Source organism: Rhodococcus wratislaviensis (genome assembly GCF_900455735.1).
GTDB lineage: Bacteria > Actinomycetota > Actinomycetes > Mycobacteriales > Mycobacteriaceae > Rhodococcus_F > Rhodococcus_F wratislaviensis.
The window spans coordinates 1,352,746-1,372,221 of sequence record NZ_UAUI01000001.1 but is presented as its reverse complement, the minus strand read 5'-3'; the positions used below and the strand labels follow the sequence as shown (position 1 = coordinate 1,372,221).

General features: G+C 68.1%; 17 protein-coding genes. 10 read left to right on the top strand and 7 right to left on the bottom strand.

The window, feature by feature from the left end; genetic code table 11:
- Positions 1 to 153: 153 nt before the first annotated feature.
- From DTA22_RS06350 to DTA22_RS06330, 5 genes are read left to right on the top strand one after another with little or no spacing between them, the layout of a single operon-like run.
- A complete protein-coding gene (locus DTA22_RS06350) occupies positions 154 to 774 on the top strand; it encodes a flavin reductase family protein (RefSeq protein ID WP_037226794.1) in 621 nt (206 codons plus the stop codon).
- Positions 771 to 2,231, top strand: coding sequence for a 4-hydroxyphenylacetate 3-hydroxylase family protein (locus tag DTA22_RS06345; protein ID WP_037226795.1), 1,461 nt, complete (start codon positions 771 to 773; stop codon positions 2,229 to 2,231). Before DTA22_RS06350 ends, DTA22_RS06345 begins: the two co-directional genes overlap by 4 nt.
- Positions 2,228 to 2,641: a RidA family protein gene (locus tag DTA22_RS06340; protein WP_112298812.1), complete on the top strand. Its 414-nt coding sequence runs from the start codon at positions 2,228 to 2,230 to the stop codon at positions 2,639 to 2,641. Before DTA22_RS06345 ends, DTA22_RS06340 begins: the two co-directional genes overlap by 4 nt.
- Positions 2,638 to 3,309, top strand: a complete 672-nt coding sequence (locus DTA22_RS06335; protein ID WP_037226798.1) for a DUF1028 domain-containing protein — start codon at positions 2,638 to 2,640, stop codon at positions 3,307 to 3,309. The genes DTA22_RS06340 and DTA22_RS06335 overlap by 4 nt, the downstream gene beginning before the upstream one ends.
- The gene (locus tag DTA22_RS06330) at positions 3,306 to 4,460 is read left to right on the top strand and encodes a M20 family metallopeptidase (protein WP_112298811.1); all 1,155 of its coding nucleotides are present in this window, start codon (positions 3,306 to 3,308) and stop codon (positions 4,458 to 4,460) included. Before DTA22_RS06335 ends, DTA22_RS06330 begins: the two co-directional genes overlap by 4 nt.
- On the opposite strand, the gene DTA22_RS06325 is transcribed toward DTA22_RS06330, so the two are convergent.
- Positions 4,457 to 4,864 (bottom strand): VOC family protein, encoded by a 408-nt coding sequence (locus DTA22_RS06325; RefSeq protein WP_112298810.1) that lies wholly within the window; start codon positions 4,862 to 4,864, stop codon positions 4,457 to 4,459. The two genes, DTA22_RS06330 and DTA22_RS06325, sit on opposite strands and share 4 nt — an antisense overlap.
- 172 nt (positions 4,865 to 5,036) lie before the next feature.
- Positions 5,037 to 6,449, bottom strand: a complete 1,413-nt coding sequence (locus tag DTA22_RS06320; RefSeq protein ID WP_112298809.1) for a purine-cytosine permease family protein — start codon at positions 6,447 to 6,449, stop codon at positions 5,037 to 5,039.
- Between the two features lie 146 nt (positions 6,450 to 6,595).
- Between DTA22_RS06320 and DTA22_RS06315 the strand changes: the two genes are divergently transcribed.
- Complete coding sequence (locus DTA22_RS06315; protein ID WP_112298808.1) at positions 6,596 to 7,339, top strand: DUF429 domain-containing protein; 744 nt, start codon at positions 6,596 to 6,598, stop codon at positions 7,337 to 7,339.
- Positions 7,340 to 7,451: 112 nt separating this feature from the next.
- Positions 7,452 to 7,907 carry a tellurite resistance TerB family protein gene (locus tag DTA22_RS06310; protein WP_037226807.1) on the top strand — a complete coding sequence of 152 codons (456 nt, stop codon included), beginning with the start codon at positions 7,452 to 7,454 and terminating at the stop codon, positions 7,905 to 7,907.
- A gap of 42 nt (positions 7,908 to 7,949) precedes the next feature.
- Here DTA22_RS06310 and DTA22_RS06305 read toward each other — a convergent pair whose 3' ends face one another.
- Both DTA22_RS06305 and DTA22_RS06300 read right to left on the bottom strand, forming a co-directional pair.
- Positions 7,950 to 11,222, bottom strand: a complete 3,273-nt coding sequence (locus DTA22_RS06305) for an arabinosyltransferase domain-containing protein (protein ID WP_112298807.1) — start codon at positions 11,220 to 11,222, stop codon at positions 7,950 to 7,952.
- Positions 11,223 to 11,543: 321 nt separating this feature from the next.
- Positions 11,544 to 12,122 carry a DUF4232 domain-containing protein gene (locus DTA22_RS06300; protein ID WP_112298806.1) on the bottom strand — a complete coding sequence of 193 codons (579 nt, stop codon included), beginning with the start codon at positions 12,120 to 12,122 and terminating at the stop codon, positions 11,544 to 11,546.
- A 164-nt stretch (positions 12,123 to 12,286) separates the two neighbouring features.
- On the opposite strand from DTA22_RS06300, the gene DTA22_RS06295 reads away from it, so the two are divergent.
- Entirely contained in the window at positions 12,287 to 13,711 is a 1,425-nt protein-coding gene (locus tag DTA22_RS06295) for an aldehyde dehydrogenase family protein (RefSeq protein WP_112298805.1), read from the top strand.
- 105 nt (positions 13,712 to 13,816) lie between these two features.
- On the top strand, positions 13,817 to 14,614 hold the full coding sequence (locus DTA22_RS06290; RefSeq protein WP_112298901.1) for an SDR family NAD(P)-dependent oxidoreductase: 798 nt from the start codon (positions 13,817 to 13,819) through the stop codon (positions 14,612 to 14,614).
- On the opposite strand, the gene DTA22_RS06285 is transcribed toward DTA22_RS06290, so the two are convergent.
- The 3 genes from DTA22_RS06285 to DTA22_RS06275 form a co-directional block, all read right to left on the bottom strand.
- Positions 14,608 to 15,960 carry a flavin monoamine oxidase family protein gene (locus DTA22_RS06285; protein ID WP_112298804.1) on the bottom strand — a complete coding sequence of 451 codons (1,353 nt, stop codon included), beginning with the start codon at positions 15,958 to 15,960 and terminating at the stop codon, positions 14,608 to 14,610. The two genes, DTA22_RS06290 and DTA22_RS06285, sit on opposite strands and share 7 nt — an antisense overlap.
- Before the next feature lie 179 nt (positions 15,961 to 16,139).
- Positions 16,140 to 17,210, bottom strand: a complete 1,071-nt coding sequence (locus DTA22_RS06280) for an LLM class flavin-dependent oxidoreductase (RefSeq protein WP_112298803.1) — start codon at positions 17,208 to 17,210, stop codon at positions 16,140 to 16,142.
- Position 17,211: 1 nt separating this feature from the next.
- A complete protein-coding gene (locus tag DTA22_RS06275) occupies positions 17,212 to 18,510 on the bottom strand; it encodes an O-acetylhomoserine aminocarboxypropyltransferase/cysteine synthase family protein (RefSeq protein ID WP_037226821.1) in 1,299 nt (432 codons plus the stop codon).
- A 219-nt stretch (positions 18,511 to 18,729) separates the two neighbouring features.
- Between DTA22_RS06275 and DTA22_RS06270 the strand changes: the two genes are divergently transcribed.
- Positions 18,730 to 19,428, top strand: coding sequence for an alpha/beta hydrolase (locus tag DTA22_RS06270; RefSeq protein ID WP_112298802.1), 699 nt, complete (start codon positions 18,730 to 18,732; stop codon positions 19,426 to 19,428).
- The last annotated feature ends 48 nt before the right edge of the window (positions 19,429 to 19,476 follow it).

Genomic DNA, 19,476 nt, shown 5'->3' with positions numbered 1-19,476 from the left:
CTGGTCGAAGCCGTGGTCGGCATCGGTTCCCGATTCATCACTTTTCCTTATGCAGTGCGCCACTTATCTGTGTTGTACAGATTTCGCCGGGGACCTCAAGATTGGTGCAACGGCACGAACTCCTCGCTCACCGCACATAGAAAGGAGCCCGTCATGCCGATCGCTGACCGTCACGCAGCCGTCGAAACGACGGCCCGAACATCGGTGGCCCCACCGATTCCGGACAGCTCGACCGTGAACTTCATCGCGGCCATGGGCACCGTCGCAACCGGAGTCACCGTCGTCGCGACCGACGGCCCCGGCGGGCGCGCCGCACAGACCGTGAGCGCGATGTGCTCCGTCTCGGCCGACCCGGCGCTGGTGCTGGTCTGCCTGCACGGGCGAAGCCCGGTCAACGACGCGATCTCCGAGAACGGCGTCTTCTGCGTCAATGTGCTTGCCACCCAGCATGATCACGTCGCAGACACCTTCGCCGGCCGCCCCTGGCCCGGCAAGCAGCGGTGGGACTTCACCTGCGGGCACTGGACCGTGGCCGAATCCGGCTCGCCCCGCGTCCACGACGCGATCGCGTCGTTCGACTGCACCGTCCACGACGTCATCGAGGCCGGCACCCACCGCGTCTACATCGGGCGCGTCGCCGCCGTGGAGGCACACCCCGGTGAACCGCTCGTGTACGCCTCCCACACCTACAGCAAGCCCGCAGCATTCGAACCTTCCACCTTTCCCGACTACCCGGACGCACACCCCGCGCCGAGGACCAGGAGCACGAAATGATCCGCACCGGAGACGAATACAGGGAGTCCATCAGGGACGGCCGTGAGGTCTGGGTCGACGGGGAACGCGTCAAGGACGTGGCCGACCACCCCATGTTCAAGCCGATCGTCGACGTGCGGGCCCGCATCTACGACCTCGCGCACGACGAGGCCACCCAGGACGCGATGACCTACGTCGATCCCGAATCCGGCGAACGCAACGCCATCGCCAACAAGCTTCCCCGCACGCAGCAGGACTGGCTCGACAAGCGTGCCGCCGTCGACCTGGTGCTCGAGGACACCCGCGGAGTGGTCACCCGTGTCGGTGACGAGACCATCGGCGAGATGTGGTCGCTGTTCGACGGTCAGGACGTCCTCAACGAGGTGGACCCGCGCTTCTCGGAGAACATCCGCCGCCACCTGGAGCGTTCTGTCCGGGAGGACCCGTTCCACGTGTCGGCGAACACCGACCCCAAGGGCGACCGGTCCAAGGCGCCGCAGGATCAGGACCCCGACATGCTCCTGCACGTCGTGAAGGAGACCGACAACGGCATCGTCGTGCGCGGCGCGAAATACGAGACCGCCGCCGCCTACTCCAACCAGGCGTTCACCAAACCCACCATCGCCAACTGGGGCAACAGCGAACTGTCCGACTACGCCGTCGGATTCGTGCTCGACATGGGCGCGCCGGGCCTGAAGTACATCTCCCGCAACGGGTTCGCCGGCCGCGCGCCGTCCGCCGACTACCCGCTCGCCAACCGCGTCGACGAGGTCGAGTCCCTCGTCGTGTTCGACAACGTCGAGATTCCCTGGGAAGACGTCCTGTTCTACCGGCACACCCGGGCCGCCACGTTCATCCGCTCCACCCTGCACCGCTACAGCGCGTTCCCGTTCGTGCAGCGCACGCTGCACCTCGCCGATCTGATGATCGGATCCGCACTGTGGAACGTCAAGCAGAGCGGCCTCGAGAAGCAGCAGGCGGTGCAGGAGAAGCTCGCCCAGCTCGCCTGCTACCGGGAGACGATCAACGCCCACCTCACCGCGGCCATCTCGCTCGCCGAACCCAGCCCCGGCGGCCTGCTCATGCCCAACCAGTCCCTGCTCTACACCGGCCGGGTGATGGCGCTCAGCCAGCTGCCCGCGATGATGCACATCGCCCGCGAGCTGTGCGGCGGCCAGATCTGCATCACCCCGGACGCCGCCACGTTCGCCGACCCCGACGTCGCACCGTGGCTGGAGAAGTTCTACTCCATCAACGACAACTGGGTGGCCGACGACCGTCGCAAGCTCCTCGCGTTCGCCCGCGACCTCCTCAACAGCGACTACGCGGGACATCGCCTGACGTTTCAGCTCTTCGCCCAGTCGCCGCCCTTCGCGCAGCTCGCCGCCGTGTACCGCAACTTCGACTTCGACGGTCCGCTCGGGCTGGTCAAGGCCGCAGCGGGGCTGTCGGACAACGTCGACGGAGGTGCGGCATGACCACCCACACCCGCATCCGCCCGTTCAACACCCGCGACACGTACCCGGAACAGAACCTCGACAACGACCTCGCGCAGGCCGTCGTCGCCGGCGGAGTCGTGTATCTCCGCGGACAGATCGGGCAGGACCTCGACACCCGGGAGTCGGTGGGAATCGGCGACGTCGAGGCCCAGGCCGAGAAGGCGATGGCGAACATCGCGATGCTGCTGAAGGAATCGGGCAGTCGCCTCGAGGACGTCGTCAAGGTCACCGTCTACCTGGTGGACGTCCGATACCGGGAGACCGTCTACCGGGTGGTCGGACGCTGGCTGAAGGGTGTGCACCCGGTGTCCACCGGCATCGTCGTCGACGCCCTCGCCCGGCCCGAATGGCTCGTCGAGATCGACGCGACGGCAGTGATCAGCTCATGACGTTCTCACTCGTCGCCCGTGATTCCGGGGGCGCGTTCGGGATGGTCGTCTGCTCCTCCAGCCCCGCCGTGGCCGCACGCTGCCTGCACGTGCGGTCCGGGGTCGGTGTCGTCGCCTCCCAGAACGTGACCAATCCGCAGCTGGGCCCAATCGGACTCGACGCGCTCGCGTCGGGTGCGAATGCCGAGACCGCACTGAAAACCGCACTCGCGCACGAGAAGTTCCCGGAGTACCGCCAGGTCGTCGTCGTCGATGCGGACGGCGGCACCGCGGTGCACTCGGGCGCGCAGACGCTGGGCGTCCACAGCAGTGCGCAGGGCAGCGGCGCCGCCGTCGCCGGCAACATGCTCCGCGACGAAGGCGTCATCCGGTCGCTGCTGTTCGGCTACGTGTCCAGCACGGCCCCGACGTTCGAGGGCAGACTGCTCGACGGACTCACCGCGGCCGTCACCGCCGGCGGCGAGGCGGGGCCCGTGCACTCGGCGGGAATCCAGGTGGTCGAGGACGTGCCCTGGCCCGTCACCGATCTGCGCGTCGACTGGCACGACGACCCGGTCGGCGAACTGCGCCGGCTGTGGACGGTGTGGGAACCGCAGAAACGGGACTACCGGGTGCGGGGTGTCGACCCGACGGCCGCCCCGTCCTACGGCGTGCCGGGGGACCTGTGAGCGCCGACGCCGCGGTTCGCGACGGAGCCAGGAGGGCGGAAGGCCGGATCCTGGCTCTGTCGCACGACCTTCACGCCCACCCCGAGGTCGCGTGGGAGGAGGAACGCTCGTGCGTCCGGGTGGCCGGGGTGCTGTCGGACGCCGGTTTCACGGTGGAGCAGCAGTACGTGGGACTGCCCACCGCATTCCGCGCGCACGTCGGCTCCGGACCGCTGCACCTCGCGGTCTGCGCGGAATACGACGCGCTCCCCGGGCTCGGGCACGCGTGCGGGCACAACGTCATCTCCGCCATCTCGGTGGGGACGGCGCTGGCCCTCGCCCCACTCGTCGACGAACTCGGTATCACGCTGTCGGTGCTCGGCACCCCCGCCGAGGAAGGCGGGGGCGGCAAGATCGACATGCTGAAACGCGGAGCGTTCGAGGGCGTCCACGCCGCCGTCATGACCCACCCCGGCCCGGTCGACGTCGCCCGGGCCGAACCGTACGCGGTGTCTCACAGCCACATCCGGTACGACGGCAAGGCGGCACACGCCGCCGCGTACCCGGAACGGGGCGTCAACGCGGCCGACGCGTTCACGGTGGCGCAGGTCGCCATCGGGCTGCTCCGGCAACAGCTTCCGTCGAGCACGCGAGTACACGGGATGATGACCCGTGGGGGAGAGGCGCCCAACGCCATTCCCCAGCGCACCGAAGGCCGCTGGTACGTGCGCGCGGAGACGCTGGAGGAACTGGCCCGCATCGAGCCCCGGGTGGCCCGTTGCTTCGAGGCCGGCGCCGTCGCAACCGGCTGTGAACTGACCATCGCCCCGGAAAGCGAACCGTACTCGGAGTTCCGCACCGACGAAGAGCTGCTCGCGTCGTACGTCCGGCACGCCGAGGGGCTGGGCCGCGTGTTCCGCACCGGCGCGGACTCGCTGATGAACCGGGCGTCCACCGACATGGGCAACGTCTCGCAGGTGATTCCCGCGATCCACCCCTACATCGGAATCGACTCCGCGCCCGCCGTCAACCATCAGGCCGAGTTCGCCGCGGCCAGCGCCGCGCCCGCTGCAGACCGGGCGGCCGTCGACGGCGCGCTGGCCCTCGCCCTCACCCTGCTCGACGCCTGCGGCTCCGCCACCCGTGAGTACTTGTTAACCGCCCGACGTTAAGAAGTACTCACGGGCGGAGCAAAGAATTCGAGCGCGATGTTGTCCGGGTCGCGGAACGAGATGCCGGATCCGTAGTGCGCATTCTTGATGCCCCCGTGCTCGATGCCGAGGGCATCGAGCCGCTCCACCCACCCGGGCAGTGCGTCGGGAGAACACTGGAACGCGATGTGGTCGAGTCCGACCTGCCGTTCGTCGAACCGTGCGGGAGCGCCGCTGTCGGGGTGGGTGTGCAGGCCGAAGAGCATGCCGCCGTCGAGCGCAAACACCGTGTGATGGAAGGTTCCCGATTCCTCGTCCTCGTCGAGCACGGGGGCTGATCCGAACAATGCGGTGTACCAGGCGGTGCTGGCCGGTAGGTCCGACACGGTGATCGCGACGTGGGTGAGGCCCGGGAAACTGGACATCTGCGACAACTCTCTTCTCCGGTGAATCGGTCTCTTCTTTCGACCCTAGCGAGCAGGCCCCGCCGCGTGGTGGCAACGGCGAAACCCTGCCCGAGCGGACAGGGGTGGGGCATTACGCACCGAGCGCACCGCCCGAACCTGTAACAGGCTCGGGCGGTGCGATGTTCGGGTACTACAGCCGGGCGGGCAAGGGTGTGGCACCGGAGGTGGTCTTCGCCCCGGTCGGGCCGCGCCGCGCCAGGAGCAGGTAGATGGGTCCGGTCACCACCAGTCCGGCCACCCAGGACAGGTCGGCGCCGCCGAGGAACGCGGACGCCGGGCCCGTGTAGAGCGACGTGGCCATGAACGGAATCTGGACGACGATGCCGAGCAGGTAGGCGGTGATGGCCGTCCAGTTGAAGCGGCCGTAGATGCCGCCGTCGAAGCGGAAGATCGAGTCGAGGTCGTACACGCCCTTGTGGATGATGTAGAAGTCGATCAGGTTGATCGCCGTCCACGGCACCAGGACCACGAGCAGCACGACCACCAGATCGACGAAGTGCGAGACGAAGTCGGCCGACAGCGCGATGGCGACGACGGACGCCGCGACGAGGATGATCGTCGAGAGGATCACCCGGGCGCGGGCGGTCGGAATCCAGCGGGCACGGAAGGTCTGGACCGACGTGATGATCGCGAGGACGGCGCCGTAGAGGTTCAGCGCATTGTGGCTGATGACGCTGAGCAGGAACAGCACCAGCATGATGCTGCCGAGGCTTCCCGTCGTCGCCTTGACGCCGTCCATGGTGCCCATGCCGACCGGTGCGGCGAGCGTGACGACCGCGCCGAACGCGAAGGCGAGGAACGAGCCGAGGGTGCAGCCGAGGTAGGTCGCCCAGAACGTCGACGGCACACCCACGTCCTTGGGGAGGTACCGCGAGTAGTCGGAGACGTAGGGCGCGAACGCGATCTGCCAGAGTGCGCCGAGTGACACGGTGGCCAGCCAGCCGGCGAAGTTGAAGTTGCCCCGGGTGAGGAAGTCCGACGGCAGGTCGCCGGTGAGGATGGCGAAGAAGCCCACGAGGATTCCGATTCCGAGAACCCAGGTTCCGATCCGGTTGAGGATGTGGATCAACCGGTAGCCGATGATGCAGATGACGGCGGAGCCGAGGGCACCGACCACGATCCCCACGTCCACGGGTATGCCGTTCACGATCCCGTGCATCGACTGGCCGGCCAGGACGATGTTCGACGAGAAGAACCCGAGATACATGACGGCGGCGATCACCACGATGATGAGCGCCCCGAACGTGCCGAACTGTCCGCGGCTCTGGATCATCTGGGGGATCCCCATCTGGGGTCCCTGCGCCGAATGCAACGCCATCAGGGCTCCGCCGGCGAGATGTCCGACGACGAACGCGACGAGGCTCCACCACAGCGAGAGTCCGAACAGGCTGGGGCCGAGGGCACCGGTCACGATCGGTAGCGGGGCGAGGTTGCCGCCGAACCACAGCGTGAACAGATCGCGAACCTTGCCGTGGCGATCGGATTCCGGGACGAACCCGATCGTGTGCTTCTCCAGCATCGGGGCGACGTGGGTGTCGGGCATCAATCCTCCGAACGGCGCGCAAGTGCGCCACTTCTAGGTCGAGTAGTGCAGACCACAATGGTCGGAGGCAGTGAATCTGTACAGAACAACTAACTGATGCGTTGCATCACTTCTTCTGATTCAGCAGGTCGGGCTAGCCTGGGTCGATGCGCACCGTGGGAGTCGACCTGGCGGCCGAACCGAAGAAGACGGCCCTGGCGATCGTCGACTGGTCCGGCGGTGTGGCCCGCGTCGAGTCCGTCCGGCTGGGAGCCGGGAACGACGCCGTCACCGAGGCCGTGCTGGCGTGCGACAGGGCCGGTATCGATGCACCGTTCGGCTGGCCCGACGCGTTCGTCCGCATGGTGTCCGAGCACCACGCCGGCCGACTGTCCGCGACCAGCGGTCTCGCGAACCGAGAGGGGCGTCGTCCGCTGACCAAGCGGCGCACCGACCTCGTGGTGCAGGCGGCGACGGGGATATCCCCGCTCAGTGTGTCGGCGGATCTCATCGCGCACGTCGCGTTGCGCTGCGCCGGAATCCTCGCCGACCTGGGCCGGCTCGGCGTCGACGTCGGCCGCGTCGACGGCCGCGTGGTGGAGGCGTATCCGGCGGCCGCGCTGCGCACCTGGGGCCTGGTGTCGCGCGGATACAAGAGCGCCCAGAACCGGGTGACGCTGGGGGAGTTGGTCGACGCGCTCCTGGCGGCCGCGGACTGGTTGGATCTCGGTGCATTTCAGACGATCTGCCGCGAGTCGGACGACGCCCTCGACGCCGTGCTGGCCGCCGTCATCGCGCGGGCCGCGGCCGTCGGCTGCACGGCACTACCCGAGGGCGACGACCGCGCCGTCGCCGAACGGGAAGGCTGGATTCACGTGCCGACGGGAGACCTGCAGTCGTTGCGGCCGTAGCGGCGGATTTCTGCGACTGTGCTGGTAGACCGACCGCGGCGACGCCCTCGGGTGAAACCTGGCAAATTGGACACCACACGCACCGTGCGTGGGCACACGACGAAGGAGTCCAATGGCTTTCTGGGATCAGCTGAAGGCAAAGGCGTTCGAGATGAACGGCCAGCTCAAGACCAAGACGGCACAGTTCCAGAACAAGGAGTTCGCCAACGCCAGCATGGCCATGTGCGCCCTCATCGCCGCGGCGGACGGGACCATCGACCCGTCCGAGCGGCAGAAGACCGCGGCGCTGATCACCAGCAACGAGGCGCTGAGTGTGTTCCCGTCGGACGAGCTGAGTCAGAAATTCGACTGGTACTGCAGCAAGCTGCAGTCGGATTTCGAGTTCGGCAAGATCGAGGCCACCGCCACCGTCGCGAAGCTGAAGTCCAAGCAGGATCAGGCACGTGCCGTCATCCAGATCGGCATCGTCATCGGTGGCGCCGACGGAAACTTCGACCAGCACGAGCGAAACGTGGTGCGCGACGCGTGTTTCGCCGTCGGCATCGCCCCGGCGGAATTCGAACTCTGACGTGATCGGTGACGCGCCCGGCGGCGGGCGCGTCACCGACGCTCAGTAGGCCGTAATGATCGGCGCCGGGTTCCACAAGCCCGAACGCTGAATCCGGGTGGTGTCGATCTCCGCGGTCTTCGCGCCGGGGTCGAGCGGCGAGTACTGCTCCACTCCGCCCCAGTCGCGGTCCCAGTCGTCGCGCAGATACGACGGTATGGTGCGGCTGGCCCGGGTCATCTCGATCCAGCCCAGCGGGCCTCCGCCGTACCGGTCCTGCCACAGGCTGGTCATGATCGCGCCGGGACGGTCGGGGAGGATCCGGTATTCGGGCGCCTCGGCGACACCCGCGCGGTGGTCGAACGGTCGCTGGCACGGAAAGGCAAGTCCCACAGCCCAGTCGATCATGACGGGCGCATCGGATCCGATCACATCGTTCAGTGTCTGCGTCCGCGGAACACGCGGCGGCGTCACCGCCAGCCACTGCTGCGGGTCGCTGTCCGAATCCGACGCCACCAGACGGATGACATCCGTATCGTCCGGCAGGGAGTCCAGCGGAACGCGCAGATTGCGCCACGACGGTGCCGGGCCGATGTCGATCGGCGTCACGCGTCCCGACACCCCGACCGTGCCGTCCGGTTGCGTGGTGCCGTACTCCACCTCGAGGTTCTGGCCGTAGGTGACGACGCCGTCCGCGTCGACGGAGTGGATGCGGCCCGCCGCGGCGATGGAGACGATGTCGCCCGCCCCGGCGTCCGTGTCGGGGTTCGGCAACCGGTACCAGCCGGTGGTCAGTGACGCGTCGCCGTCGCTGCCGTCGCTGCCGAGGACGGGCGTGCGGTCGGGGTCGAGGCCGAACGGCAGGGCCACGGCGCTGCCGTTGACACCCACCGCGCCTGCGCCGCCGCCGGTGCCCGCGGCGTTGCTCGACGCCGTCTGGTCGGTGTTGTCGGTCTTGACGGAGTTGGCGACGCCCGCATCCGACGATTCCTCGTCGGCACTGAGGTCGCCGGCGACGCCGTTCGGTGTGAAGCCCACGGTGCCGGTGCCCGCGAGGGCGGTGGCGGCGTCACCGGACAGTGGTTGCAGCAGCGACGCGTTCGGATCGGTTTCGAGCAGGACGTCGTTGGCGAGACCGCACGGTGCGCCGGTGACGGCGTCGACGTTGGAACGGGCGAGGGAGAAGGCGGGGTATTGCGCGACCGCGCCCTTCGCCATCGACAGCACCTCGAACAGCACCATCGCGGCGGCCGCCACCGTCAACGGCGGGATCGCCCACAACCGGCGTCGCCGCACGGAGTCGGCCCGGGTGTAGGGCTCGCGGAAGTAGCACCACGCCGCGATCAGCAGCATCACCAGCGTGGCGCCGAGCAGGATCGTGCCGGCGCCCAGGCCGGCGATCGACACCGGCTTGTCCCACCACGGGACGCTGTAGCTGGACACGTACCACCACCCGTTGGTGCTGGTGAAACACATCGCGAGCAGGAACAGCACGGCGGCCGCGAACAGGGCGCGGTTGCGCGGCGAGCGCACCACGGCGGTGCTCACCGCCACGGACGCCAGGACGGCGAGCGACCCCGCGAGTCCCGCGTAGATGCCGAAGTGGTGCGTCCACTTGGTGGGCGTGAACATCATCAGCCCCATCGCGGCGAGCGTGATACCGATGAGCCGTCGCGACGGGCCGGCCGCGGTCCCGGGAATCCGGCCGCCCTTGCGCAACATCACGAGGACCGTCACGGCGATGCTCAGCACCATCGCGAACACGCCGAACCGGCGGGAGAGGGAACCGTCGACGGAGATGTTCAGCAGGTACTGGTAGCGGAGGTACTCGTCGAACCAGGGAACGTTGGGGCCGATCGCATGAACGTGCTGCATCTCCATGACGGCGGCGAGGGTCTGATCGGCGAACACTGCCACCAGGATCACGGTCCCCGACGCGACGAGCGGCGCGAGTAATGCGACGTATCCCACGGTCTTGGCCCGGGCGATCACGATCTGCAGGATCGGCCGGGCGCCCGCGACCAGGGCTCCGAAGCAGATCAACCCGGACGGGCCCGCGGTCAGCGTCGCCGCACCGACCAGGATCGCCACCGCGGCGGGCAGCAGTCGCCGCGTCGCGACGGCACGTTCCACCGAGCACCACGTGAGCAGCACGCCCACCGCGACGATCGGCTCGGGCCGCAGACCGTTGTTGTACGGGAGCCAGAACGCGAGAAACACCAGGCCGCCGGTCCACAGCGCGAGCCGGTTGCCCCGGACCGCGGCGCCGAGTCGCGGTGCGACTTCACGGCTGATCACCAGCCACGCGACGATGCCGGCGAGCAGCGCGGGCAGACGCACGAACGGGCTCGCCGGGGTGATGTTCGCCAGCACCGCGAGGACGTCGTAGTACGGAGAACCGAACGGCGCCTCCGGGACGCCGTACCAGCGGAAGTAGTTGGCCATATAGCCCGCGGCCTCGGAGGTGCGGGCCATGTTGAACTGATAGCCGTCGTCGGAGGTGGAGGCGCCGATGAAATGCCACAGCACCAGCGTGCCGAGGACGACGGCGTCGACCGCCCCGAACGACCACCAGCGGGTGGGCAGGAATCGTCGTGCCCGGCGCCCGTCCACGTTGTCGAGACGGTGCAGCGCCACCAGCGCCAGAATCGTCGCGAGCGCACCCACCACCATGGCCACGAACTTGATCGTCGACGGCGTCGACGAGAAGCGGCTGTCGATCTGGGCCGTCACCCGCAAGCCGTCGGGCACCGCACCGTCGAGGTCGCTGAAGATGCCCACCATCTGCGGTCGGAGGTCGCCGTCGACGACGGTCGGCGCGTCCTCGCCCACCCCGACGAAACCGGCGGTGGTCCGTGTGGAATCCGACGACACCACGAGCGCGCAGTCGGCGGGCAGCTGGTCCAGCGGCGACGACAGCAGCACCTTGTTCCGCAACTGCACCTCGACGCCGGCGGGACCGTCCGGGGTCGCACGATTCACTCTGGCGACCAGTCCGTACTTCCCGGCGTCGGCGGCGCCCGCGGGCGCGGTGGACGTCAGGACCCCGCCGCGGTCGGCGAGTGCACCGACCGCCGAACAGGGGATCTGCACGTCGAGGCTCAGCGGCGCGTAGGAGACGAGCGGCGCCTCGACGCTTCCGGTGCTGCCGTTCTGCGGCCAGGTGAGGGTCGCGCTGTCCTGCTCGACCGGAAGGAACGGGAGCGACAGCGTGAGCAGCACTCCGAAGACGGAGGCGATGATCGCGAGAAGGCGGGCGGAGCGGACCGACTGACCGAGGGGCGAGGACTGGGGCGGGGTCCCGATCGGCGACTCGTCCGAGTCGTCTCTGGACACATTCGCCGATTCCAGCCTGCTGTCAGTCACGACGTCGGATAGTACCCATCCGCGCCAATGGTTAGCGAAGGCAAGGAACGGGCCTGGTCGGCGGCCCGCGGTCCCGGCCGATCACATGTGAAAGTGTTTCAGGATCCGCGATCGGCGCTCCGCTCGAGTGAGGAGATGGTGGTGGTGCCGCGGACCACGGCGGTGCTGAACTTCGGAATGCACTTCGCGGATGATCTCGAACATGCCTCCGCCTTCCTGCTACGCGAGTCGGTAGCCCGACGGTAGGTCGGGGCCGGGGTGAGCCGATTCACCCGACGCGGGTGAACCAGGTCACCCGGTCACGGGCTGCACCGACAGCTGTTTCACCCAGGTCTGCGCACATCCGGTGGTGGGGTAGGGAAGGAACACCGACCCCGTGTCGTTCGGTGGGTACACCCTGAACCCGGCCACGGGGGTGGGTCCACACGTCTCGGCCGGATAGTTCTGCACCACCGTGGCACGCACCGCTGCGGTGGCCCGTGCGCCCGGGGCAACCGTCACCGGAGTCTCGGCTCCCCCGTCCCGATCGGCCGCGGCACCCACCTGCGGACCGTCCGGGGCCGCGACGTAGGACACCCCCGGGTAACCGTGGAGGACGCAGTCGCGGGTGCCGGTGTTGGTGAAGACGAGCGGGATCTCCTGAGATCCGGCGGCCCCACTCGCCTGTCCGAGCGTCACCTGCAGTTCGCCGATCAGGCAGCGGTCGGGGTGCGGTGCGGTCGTCTCGGTGGGCGCGGATCTCGTGGAGGTGATGTCACGTGAGGGTTCGGCGGTCCCGGTCTCGTCCGTCGAGCCGCACGCCGAGGCGGTGAGCACGGCGGCGATTCCGACCACGCCGAGAAGGGTGCGTGCCGGTGACTGCGTGCGCATCCGATCGCTCCTCTTCGCTGATGTGCTGCGGTACGTCGATGGTCCGCGATCGGTGCCGTCCCGGTGGGTGGTTCGGGGAGATCGCATTCGCCCCTTGCCGGAGGGTTCCGGTCGTAGGCTGCGGGGCGCAGGGGATCCGCGACACTTTCACTGGAGGCTGACCGATGAGCGAAGTTCTGGACCGGACCAAGATCTACATCGACGGGTCCTGGGTCGATTCGCAGGGAACGGGCCGGATCGACGTGGTGAATCCGGCGACCGAGGACGTCATCGCGGTGGTCGCCGAGGGCACTGCCGACGACGTCGATCGCGCCGCGACAGCTGCGCGAGCGGCCTTCCCCGCATGGTCCGCGCTCAGCGGCAAGGAACGTGGCGAGTACCTCCGGAAGGCTGCTGCCCTGATCCAGGAGCGCCTCGACGACTTCACCGCCCTCGTATCCGAGGACATGGGCATGCCGCTGGGATTCGCGAAGCCCATCCAGATCGGAATGCCGCTCGCGAACCTCGCCGCCTTCGCCGAACTCGCCGCCACCTACGACTTCGACGCCCACGAGGTGGGCAACTCCCTGATCGTGCGCGAGCCCATCGGTGTCGTCGGTGCGATCACCCCGTGGAACTTCCCGCTCCACCAGGTGGTGCTCAAGGTCGGCGGTGCTCTGGCCGCGGGATGCACCGTGGTGCTCAAGCCGACCGAGGTGGCGCCGCTCGCCACCTACGCGCTCGCCGACGTCTTCGACGAAATCGGTCTGCCGGCAGGCGTGTTCAACCTCGTCAGCGGATTCGGGCCGGTCGTGGGCGAGGCGATTGCCGGCCACCCCGAGGTGGACATGGTCTCGTTCACCGGCTCCACCCGCGCGGGCAAGAGGGTCGCGGTGGTCGCGGCCGAGACGGTGAAGAAGGTGGCACTCGAGCTGGGCGGTAAGTCGGCCAACGTCATCCTCGACGACGCCGACCTGACGAAGGCAGTCACCGACGGCGTGGCCAAGTGTTTCCTCAACTCCGGTCAGACCTGCTCGGCACTGACTCGGATGCTGGTCCCCGCGGACAAGGTGAACGAGGCCGCCGCCATCGCGGCGCAGGTCGCGCAGAACTACTCCGTCGGCGATCCCACGGTCGCCACGTCGATGCTGGGGCCGTTGGTGAACTCGAACCAGCTGAAGCGGGTGCGCGGCTACATCGAACAGGGCATCGCGGAAGGCGCCCGCGCCGTCGTCGACGGCCGGGAGACCGGCCAGGAATCCGGCTACTTCGTCGGACCCACCGTGTTCGCCGGTGTCACCGAGGACATGACCATCGCCAAGGAGGAGATCTTCGGCCCCGTCCTGTCGATCATCGGGTACCGGGACGAGGACGACGCGGTGCGTATCGCCAACGCGACGGAGTACGGACTCGCCGCCGGCGTCTGGTCCGGTGACCAGGATCGTGCCGACCGCGTCGCACGGCAGCTACGTGCCGGTCAGGTCGAGGTGAACGGCGGGGCGTTCAACACCAACGCCCCGTTCGGCGGGTACAAGCAGTCGGGCATCGGCCGCGAGGCCGGCGTCCTCGGCTTCGAGGAGTTCCTCGAGATCAAGTCGATCCAACGGTAGGCGGCGGAGCGCAATTGGCCTCACGCTGAACCGAATCCGTGACTCCCGACCGTCGCTGTCCTACCCTCGAACCGAGGGGTGGACAGCGGAATAGAGGAGAACTACATGGATCTCGGTCTGGGCGGCAAGCGGGCCGTCGTCACCGGCGGCAGCCGCGGAATCGGTCTCGCGATCGCCCGCAGCCTCGCGTCGGAGGGGGTCGACGTCGTGCTCGCGGCCAGGAGTGTCGAGGCGCTGGAACTGGCGGCGAAGACGCTGTCGCAGGAGACCGGGCGGCGGGTGATCGGGGTACCCACCGACACCGGCGACGAGAATTCGGTGCGCGCCCTCGTGCAGCGGACGGTGGACGAACTCGGCGGCGTCGACATTCTGGTGAACGCCGCGGCCACACCGTGGAGCGCCGGCAAGCCGAGCGATTTCGCCTCCACCACCGACGACGTGGTGCGCGCCGAACTCGAGATCAAGGTGCTCGGCTACCTGCGGACCGCCCGTGCCGTGGCACCGCACCTCGTGGAGCAGGGGTGGGGACGGATCATCAATATCAGCGGGCTCGGTGCCCGCCAGGCCAACTCCATCGCGCAGACCGTGCGGAACGTCGGTGTGTCGGCGCTGACGAAGAACCTCGCCGACGAACTCGGGCCCCACGGCGTCAACGTCACCGTGGTCCATCCGGGACTGACGCGGACGGAACGCCTCGTCGACCGGCTCGCGGCACAGTCCGAGGAAGAAGGGGTGCCGGTCGCCGAGCTGGAGTCGCGGCTGGCCACCAACTCGATCCACCGGCTGATCGACGCGAGCGAGGTCGCGGACGTCGTCACGTTCCTGGCGTCACCGCGCAGCGTCGGGATCACCGGCGACGCGGTGGCCGTCGGCGGGGGCGCTCCGGGCGCTGTCTATTACTGAGCGGTGACCTCCCGGGCGGCGCGCTCCCCGGATCGGACGGCCCCGTCGACCCAGCCGCACATCACGGACGAACTCTCCGTGCCTGCCCAGTGAATGCGACCGCAGGGCTTGCGGAGGGCGTGCCCGAATTGGGTGAGCACACCCGTCGGCGCATGACTGAGCATGCCGCCGCCGGAGTAGCGCTCGACGCTCCAGTTCTGCTCGATGTAGTCGACGGGGGAAGCTGCCTTACTTCCGAACCTCGAGGTCAACTCGCCGAGCACCTGGTTCTTGCGTTCCGCTTCCGGCAGCGTCCCCAGCTTGCGGGCGATCGGTCCCTCGACGATGACGCACAGAACACCGGGACGTCCCGTGTCCGTGCTCGCGTCGATGGTGATTGTCGCGGGGGAGTCGGGTGCCGCCGACTGCCCGGACAAACCGTCGGCGCGCCAGAAGGGTTCGTCGTAGAGGACGGCGATCTTCATGACCGCGCCACTCGGCATTCTCTGATGGAGGAAGGCCCGATCCATCGGAAGCAGCGGCTCGTAGAGGATCTGGCTCGCGATCGCGAGGGGGACCGCGACGATCGCCCTCTGTGCCCGCACGGCCATGTCCGCGGATCGGACGGTCACGCCGTCGCCGTCCTGCGCGATGTCCCGCACGGGTTGCGACAGATGGAGGGCGTCGCCGATCTCCGCTGCCATCGGACGGTAGACGGCACCCATCCCGCCGACCGGCCGCGCATCCTCGGCAGCGTCCTTCACACCGAGAACGAAACTCGGACCGCCGCCGGACGCCATCTGGTACAGGACGAACAGCATCGACACCTCGGACGCCGCGGGCGTGTAGCAGCCGGCGATGGCGGTCTCGAGAAGGTCGTGGGCGGGACGGGACAGCGTGTTGTCGCCGAGCCACTTGGCGAGGCTGATCGCGTCCCACTTGGCCGCCTTCTTCGCCTCCCACGGCGCGTCCAGCGGGATCGACTTGCACATCTCACCGAGTTCGACGAACACGGCGCCGAGATTGGCGGCGGCCCAGGGGCTCATCGTCAGGGGAATCGTGCCCTTGTACCGGTACTGCTTGCCGTCGACGACCATCATCGCCTCGCCGTCGGTGTACTGCTTGTAACTCTTGACGCCGAATTCGTCCATCAGGGCGTAGATCCGGTCCTGTCCCGGCCCGATCCACGCACCGCCCCGATCGATCCACGAACCGTCCTCGCGGACTTCGGTGAAGGTTCGCCCACCGATCCGGTCACGCGCCTCCAGGAGCGCGACCGATCGTCCGGCCTGTTTCAGGCGCAGTGCCGCCGTCAATCCGGCGAATCCGGCGCCGACGACGCAATAGTCGACCTCGATGTCTGCCATGGCAAATCCCCTCGCGCTCCGCGCGCGGCCCTCGTGCGGCCGTATGTAATGGGTGCGCAGCCATTGGTCCTGGGGGTGTGAATTCCTCTCTCCGGGAATGAAATCGCCGCGCACAGAACATCTTCATCCTTACTCGCGGCGAGTCGTGCGGTCAAGGGCGTCCCGCTCGTGAGTACTTGTTAACCGCCCGTGGTTAACAAGTACTCACGGGTGGGGACGAGCGGGAACACCTGCTCGGCGATGCGCTCGAGTTCCTGGTGTGCGGGGGAGCACTGGATGAGCAGCAGGGTGAGACCGGCGTCCTGGTAGGCGCGGATCTTCTCGGCGACCTGTTCCGGTGTGCCGACGAGGTCGGGGCGCAGTCCGCGCGTGCCGACGGAGTACTCGCGCCTGGACAGCTCGACGTCGAGTTCGGAGTTCTTCACGAACTCCTCGAACGAGGCGTATCCGGGCGAGTGCGGATCGACGGTGGTGATGCGTTCGAGTTCGGCGCGGGCTTCGGCTTCGGTGTCGCGCACGATGATGTACGTGGACATGCCGAATTCGGCCATGTCCCGCTGGTGGATTCGCTGCGACCGGGCGTTCATGTCCGCGATCTTCGTCCGCACCTCGTCGACGGTGCCGCCGTGCAGCACGTACGAGTCGGCGAAGGTCGCGATCGATTCGCGGCCGCTCTCGCTCTCCCCCCCGGCGAAGACCGGGGGATGGATGCCGGGTTTCGGAGACAGGATCGAGTCGCGCACGCTGAAATGCTCGCCCTGGTAGGTGAACGGGGTGTGCTCCCAGAGCCCACGGAGAACGTCGACGAATTCGGTGGCTTGCCGGTATCGGTCGTCGTGCCGGGTGAAGGCGCCGCCGTATTGCCGGGCTTCCTCCTCCCACCAGGCGGCGACGACGTTGAGCGCGAACCGTGCCGCACCGGCCTCGGTTGTTCCGGCGATGTCGGTGATCGTCGCCGATTCCTTCGCGGTGACCGCAGGCAGGTGGAATCCGGGTCGCACCGCGGTCATTACCCGGAGCTGTTCGGTGACCGCGAGGATCGCCGACGACAGCGACCACGCCTCGAGGCTGGGCGCGTCGACGCCCTTGCGGTCGTTGAGATAGAGCTCGGGCACGAGGGTGGTGTGGTATCCGAGCCGGTCGGCGAGCTGGGAGAGCTTCTTGACGTAGTCCCAGGTGGCGGGCATCCCTTCGTCGCCGAGGTTGCGCAGGAAGCCGCCGTAGATGGGCGTCCAGTAGCCGAAGTGCATGTCATTCCTCCGTGATGGCGTCGAGCGAAGCACGCAGATCGTCGACGAGGTCTTCCAGGTTTTCCAGTCCGATCGACAATCGGACGGTGCGGTAGCCGAATCCGGCGTCCCGGAGTTGTGTGTCGCCGAGGTGGCTGTGCGTGGTGGTGGCGGGGTGCACTACCAGCGAACGGGCGTCGCCGATGTTGGCGACGATGGCGAACAGTTGCAGCGAGTCGATGAACTTCGCCACCTTCGAGTCGTCGACGGCGAGATCGAAGGAGAAGACCGAGCCGGCGCCGCGCGGCAGGTACCGCTGGGCGGCGTCGTGCCACCGGTTGTCCGGCAGTCCGGGGTAGTTCACCTTCGCGACCGCGGGATGACCGTCGAGAAAGTGGGCGATCGCCAGCGCCGAACCGACCTGCCGTTCGAGCCGCAGGTCCAGCGTCTCCAGCCCCTGCAGCAGCTGGAACGAATTGAACGGGGACAGTGCGGGACCGAGATCGTGGACGATCTTCGTCTTCGCGTAGACCAGGTAGGCGCTTCGCTCGCGGCCGAACTCCTCCCACAGCACGAGGTCGCCGATGCGGGGGTAGGGCTCGGTGAACTGGGTCCACCGCTGCGGTTCCGCGCCGAAGTCGAATGTGCCGAGGTCCACGATCACACCGCCCAGCGAACTGCCGTGCCCACCGATGAACTTGGTGGCCGAGTAGACGGTGATGTCGGCTCCGAAATCCTTCGGGCGCAGCAGGTACGGGGTGGCGATCGTGTTGTCGACGATCAGCGGGACCCCCGCCTGGTGCGCGATGTCGGCCACGGCCCGGACGTCGAGCACGGAGGCGACGGGGTTGCCGATCGTCTCGGCGAAGAAGGCCCTGGTCTCGGGACGCGCGGCCGCACGCCAGGCGTCGAGGTCGTCCTGATCGACGAGCGTGACCTCGATCCCGAAGTCCGCGAACGTGTCGGTGAGGAGATCGACGGTTCCCCCGTACAACTGCCGAGCCGCGACGATGTGCTGTCCGGACTTGGCGAGCGTGAGAAGTGCGACCGCGACGGCGGATTGCCCGGATCCCGTGGCCAGGGCGGCGACGCCACCGTCGAGATCGGCGAGGCGCTGCTCGAACACGGCCTGGGTGGGATTCCCGGTGCGGCTGTACAGGTTCCCTTTCCGGCGGAGAGAGAAGATGTCCCGGGCCTGTTCGAAGCTGCCGAAGTCGTAGGCAACCGATTGGTAGATCGGGGGGATCGCGGTGTTCTGCGGCGTTCCGGGTTGATAGCCGGTGCGGACCTGCCGGGTCGCGAACCCTGTGGTCTCGGGCATCGGTGTGCCTGTCCCTTCGTCGATACGTCTGATGGGGTCTGGGTGAATGAGAAAGCGGGTGAGTGGCAGAGCAAAACGAATATGTTCGGAACAAAACACGAAGCGGGGCGAGAAGACACGCGTTTTGTTCTGCTCGAGCTTTAGTCTTGTTCGACCTCGCGCGTGTGGGTCAGGGTGACGCAGTCAATCCTGCGAACAACCCCCCGAATGAGGTAATCAGTGGACATCGACTGGCTGGAACCCGAAGCGACTGTGCGTGGCTCGGTGATCGTCGTCGCCGGCCGCGGTGAGCATGCTCACGTGTACCGCCGGTTCGCCCGCCGGATCGCCTTCGATGGTTACCGTGTCGCGGTGGTGGAGAACGATCCCGCTGCGACTGCCCGGGTGATCGACGATGCCGCCACCGATCTCCCGCTCACCGTCGTCGGGTCGGACAGTGGCGCCCTGACCGCCCTCGACCTCGCGGCGACGCATCCGGCCGTGTCCGGGGTGGTGGCAGCCGGTCTTCTCGTGGCGAGCGCCGACGCCTTCACCGGAGAGTGGGACGGCGAACTCGAGATCCGTTCCGCGTGTCCCGTGCATCGGGGGGTCCTGTCCTCGGCCGACGCTCTCGAGCGGGGAACGCTCGGTGCGGAGGCGCCGGTGGCCACGGCGGATTCGCTGAACCACGTGCAGGTTCCCGTCCTCGTCGTGCACGGAGGCGCCGACGCCCTGAGCCCGTCGGCGGATGTTCTCGCCGTCACGTCCGCGTTGCCCGACGCCCGGGTCGTCGTCGTCCACGAGGGGCGGCACGACATCCTCAACGACGTGTCCCACCGGTCGGTCGCCGCGGAGATCGTGCAGTTCCTCGAGCGCCTGCGCCTGCCCGGCATTCCCGACATCATCCTCCGCGAACCGGCCGGGGCACTCGCGCAGTGACCCGGACTCGCGGGGCGCGGGGCCGGTAGTGGTTGTCGATCGAAGGGG

What these genes read in the sequence shown, in the direction of transcription:
- DTA22_RS06300 (WP_112298806.1), bottom strand. Translation starts at nt 12,122, where the DNA reads ATGCGCACGCAGTCACCGGCACGCACCCTTCTCGGCGTGGTCGGAATC.
- DTA22_RS06280 (WP_112298803.1), bottom strand. Translation starts at nt 17,210, where the DNA reads ATGCACTTCGGCTACTGGACGCCCATCTACGGCGGCTTCCTGCGCAAC.
- DTA22_RS06315 (WP_112298808.1), top strand. Translation starts at nt 6,596, where the DNA reads ATGCGCACCGTGGGAGTCGACCTGGCGGCCGAACCGAAGAAGACGGCC.
- DTA22_RS06345 (WP_037226795.1), top strand. Translation starts at nt 771, where the DNA reads ATGATCCGCACCGGAGACGAATACAGGGAGTCCATCAGGGACGGCCGT.
- DTA22_RS06275 (WP_037226821.1), bottom strand. Translation starts at nt 18,510, where the DNA reads ATGCCCGAGACCACAGGGTTCGCGACCCGGCAGGTCCGCACCGGCTAT.
- DTA22_RS06325 (WP_112298810.1), bottom strand. Translation starts at nt 4,864, where the DNA reads ATGTCCAGTTTCCCGGGCCTCACCCACGTCGCGATCACCGTGTCGGAC.
- DTA22_RS06290 (WP_112298901.1), top strand. Translation starts at nt 13,817, where the DNA reads ATGGATCTCGGTCTGGGCGGCAAGCGGGCCGTCGTCACCGGCGGCAGC.
- DTA22_RS06320 (WP_112298809.1), bottom strand. Translation starts at nt 6,449, where the DNA reads ATGCCCGACACCCACGTCGCCCCGATGCTGGAGAAGCACACGATCGGG.
- DTA22_RS06350 (WP_037226794.1), top strand. Translation starts at nt 154, where the DNA reads ATGCCGATCGCTGACCGTCACGCAGCCGTCGAAACGACGGCCCGAACA.
- DTA22_RS06285 (WP_112298804.1), bottom strand. Translation starts at nt 15,960, where the DNA reads ATGGCAGACATCGAGGTCGACTATTGCGTCGTCGGCGCCGGATTCGCC.
- DTA22_RS06340 (WP_112298812.1), top strand. Translation starts at nt 2,228, where the DNA reads ATGACCACCCACACCCGCATCCGCCCGTTCAACACCCGCGACACGTAC.
- DTA22_RS06295 (WP_112298805.1), top strand. Translation starts at nt 12,287, where the DNA reads ATGAGCGAAGTTCTGGACCGGACCAAGATCTACATCGACGGGTCCTGG.
- DTA22_RS06335 (WP_037226798.1), top strand. Translation starts at nt 2,638, where the DNA reads ATGACGTTCTCACTCGTCGCCCGTGATTCCGGGGGCGCGTTCGGGATG.
- DTA22_RS06310 (WP_037226807.1), top strand. Translation starts at nt 7,452, where the DNA reads ATGGCTTTCTGGGATCAGCTGAAGGCAAAGGCGTTCGAGATGAACGGC.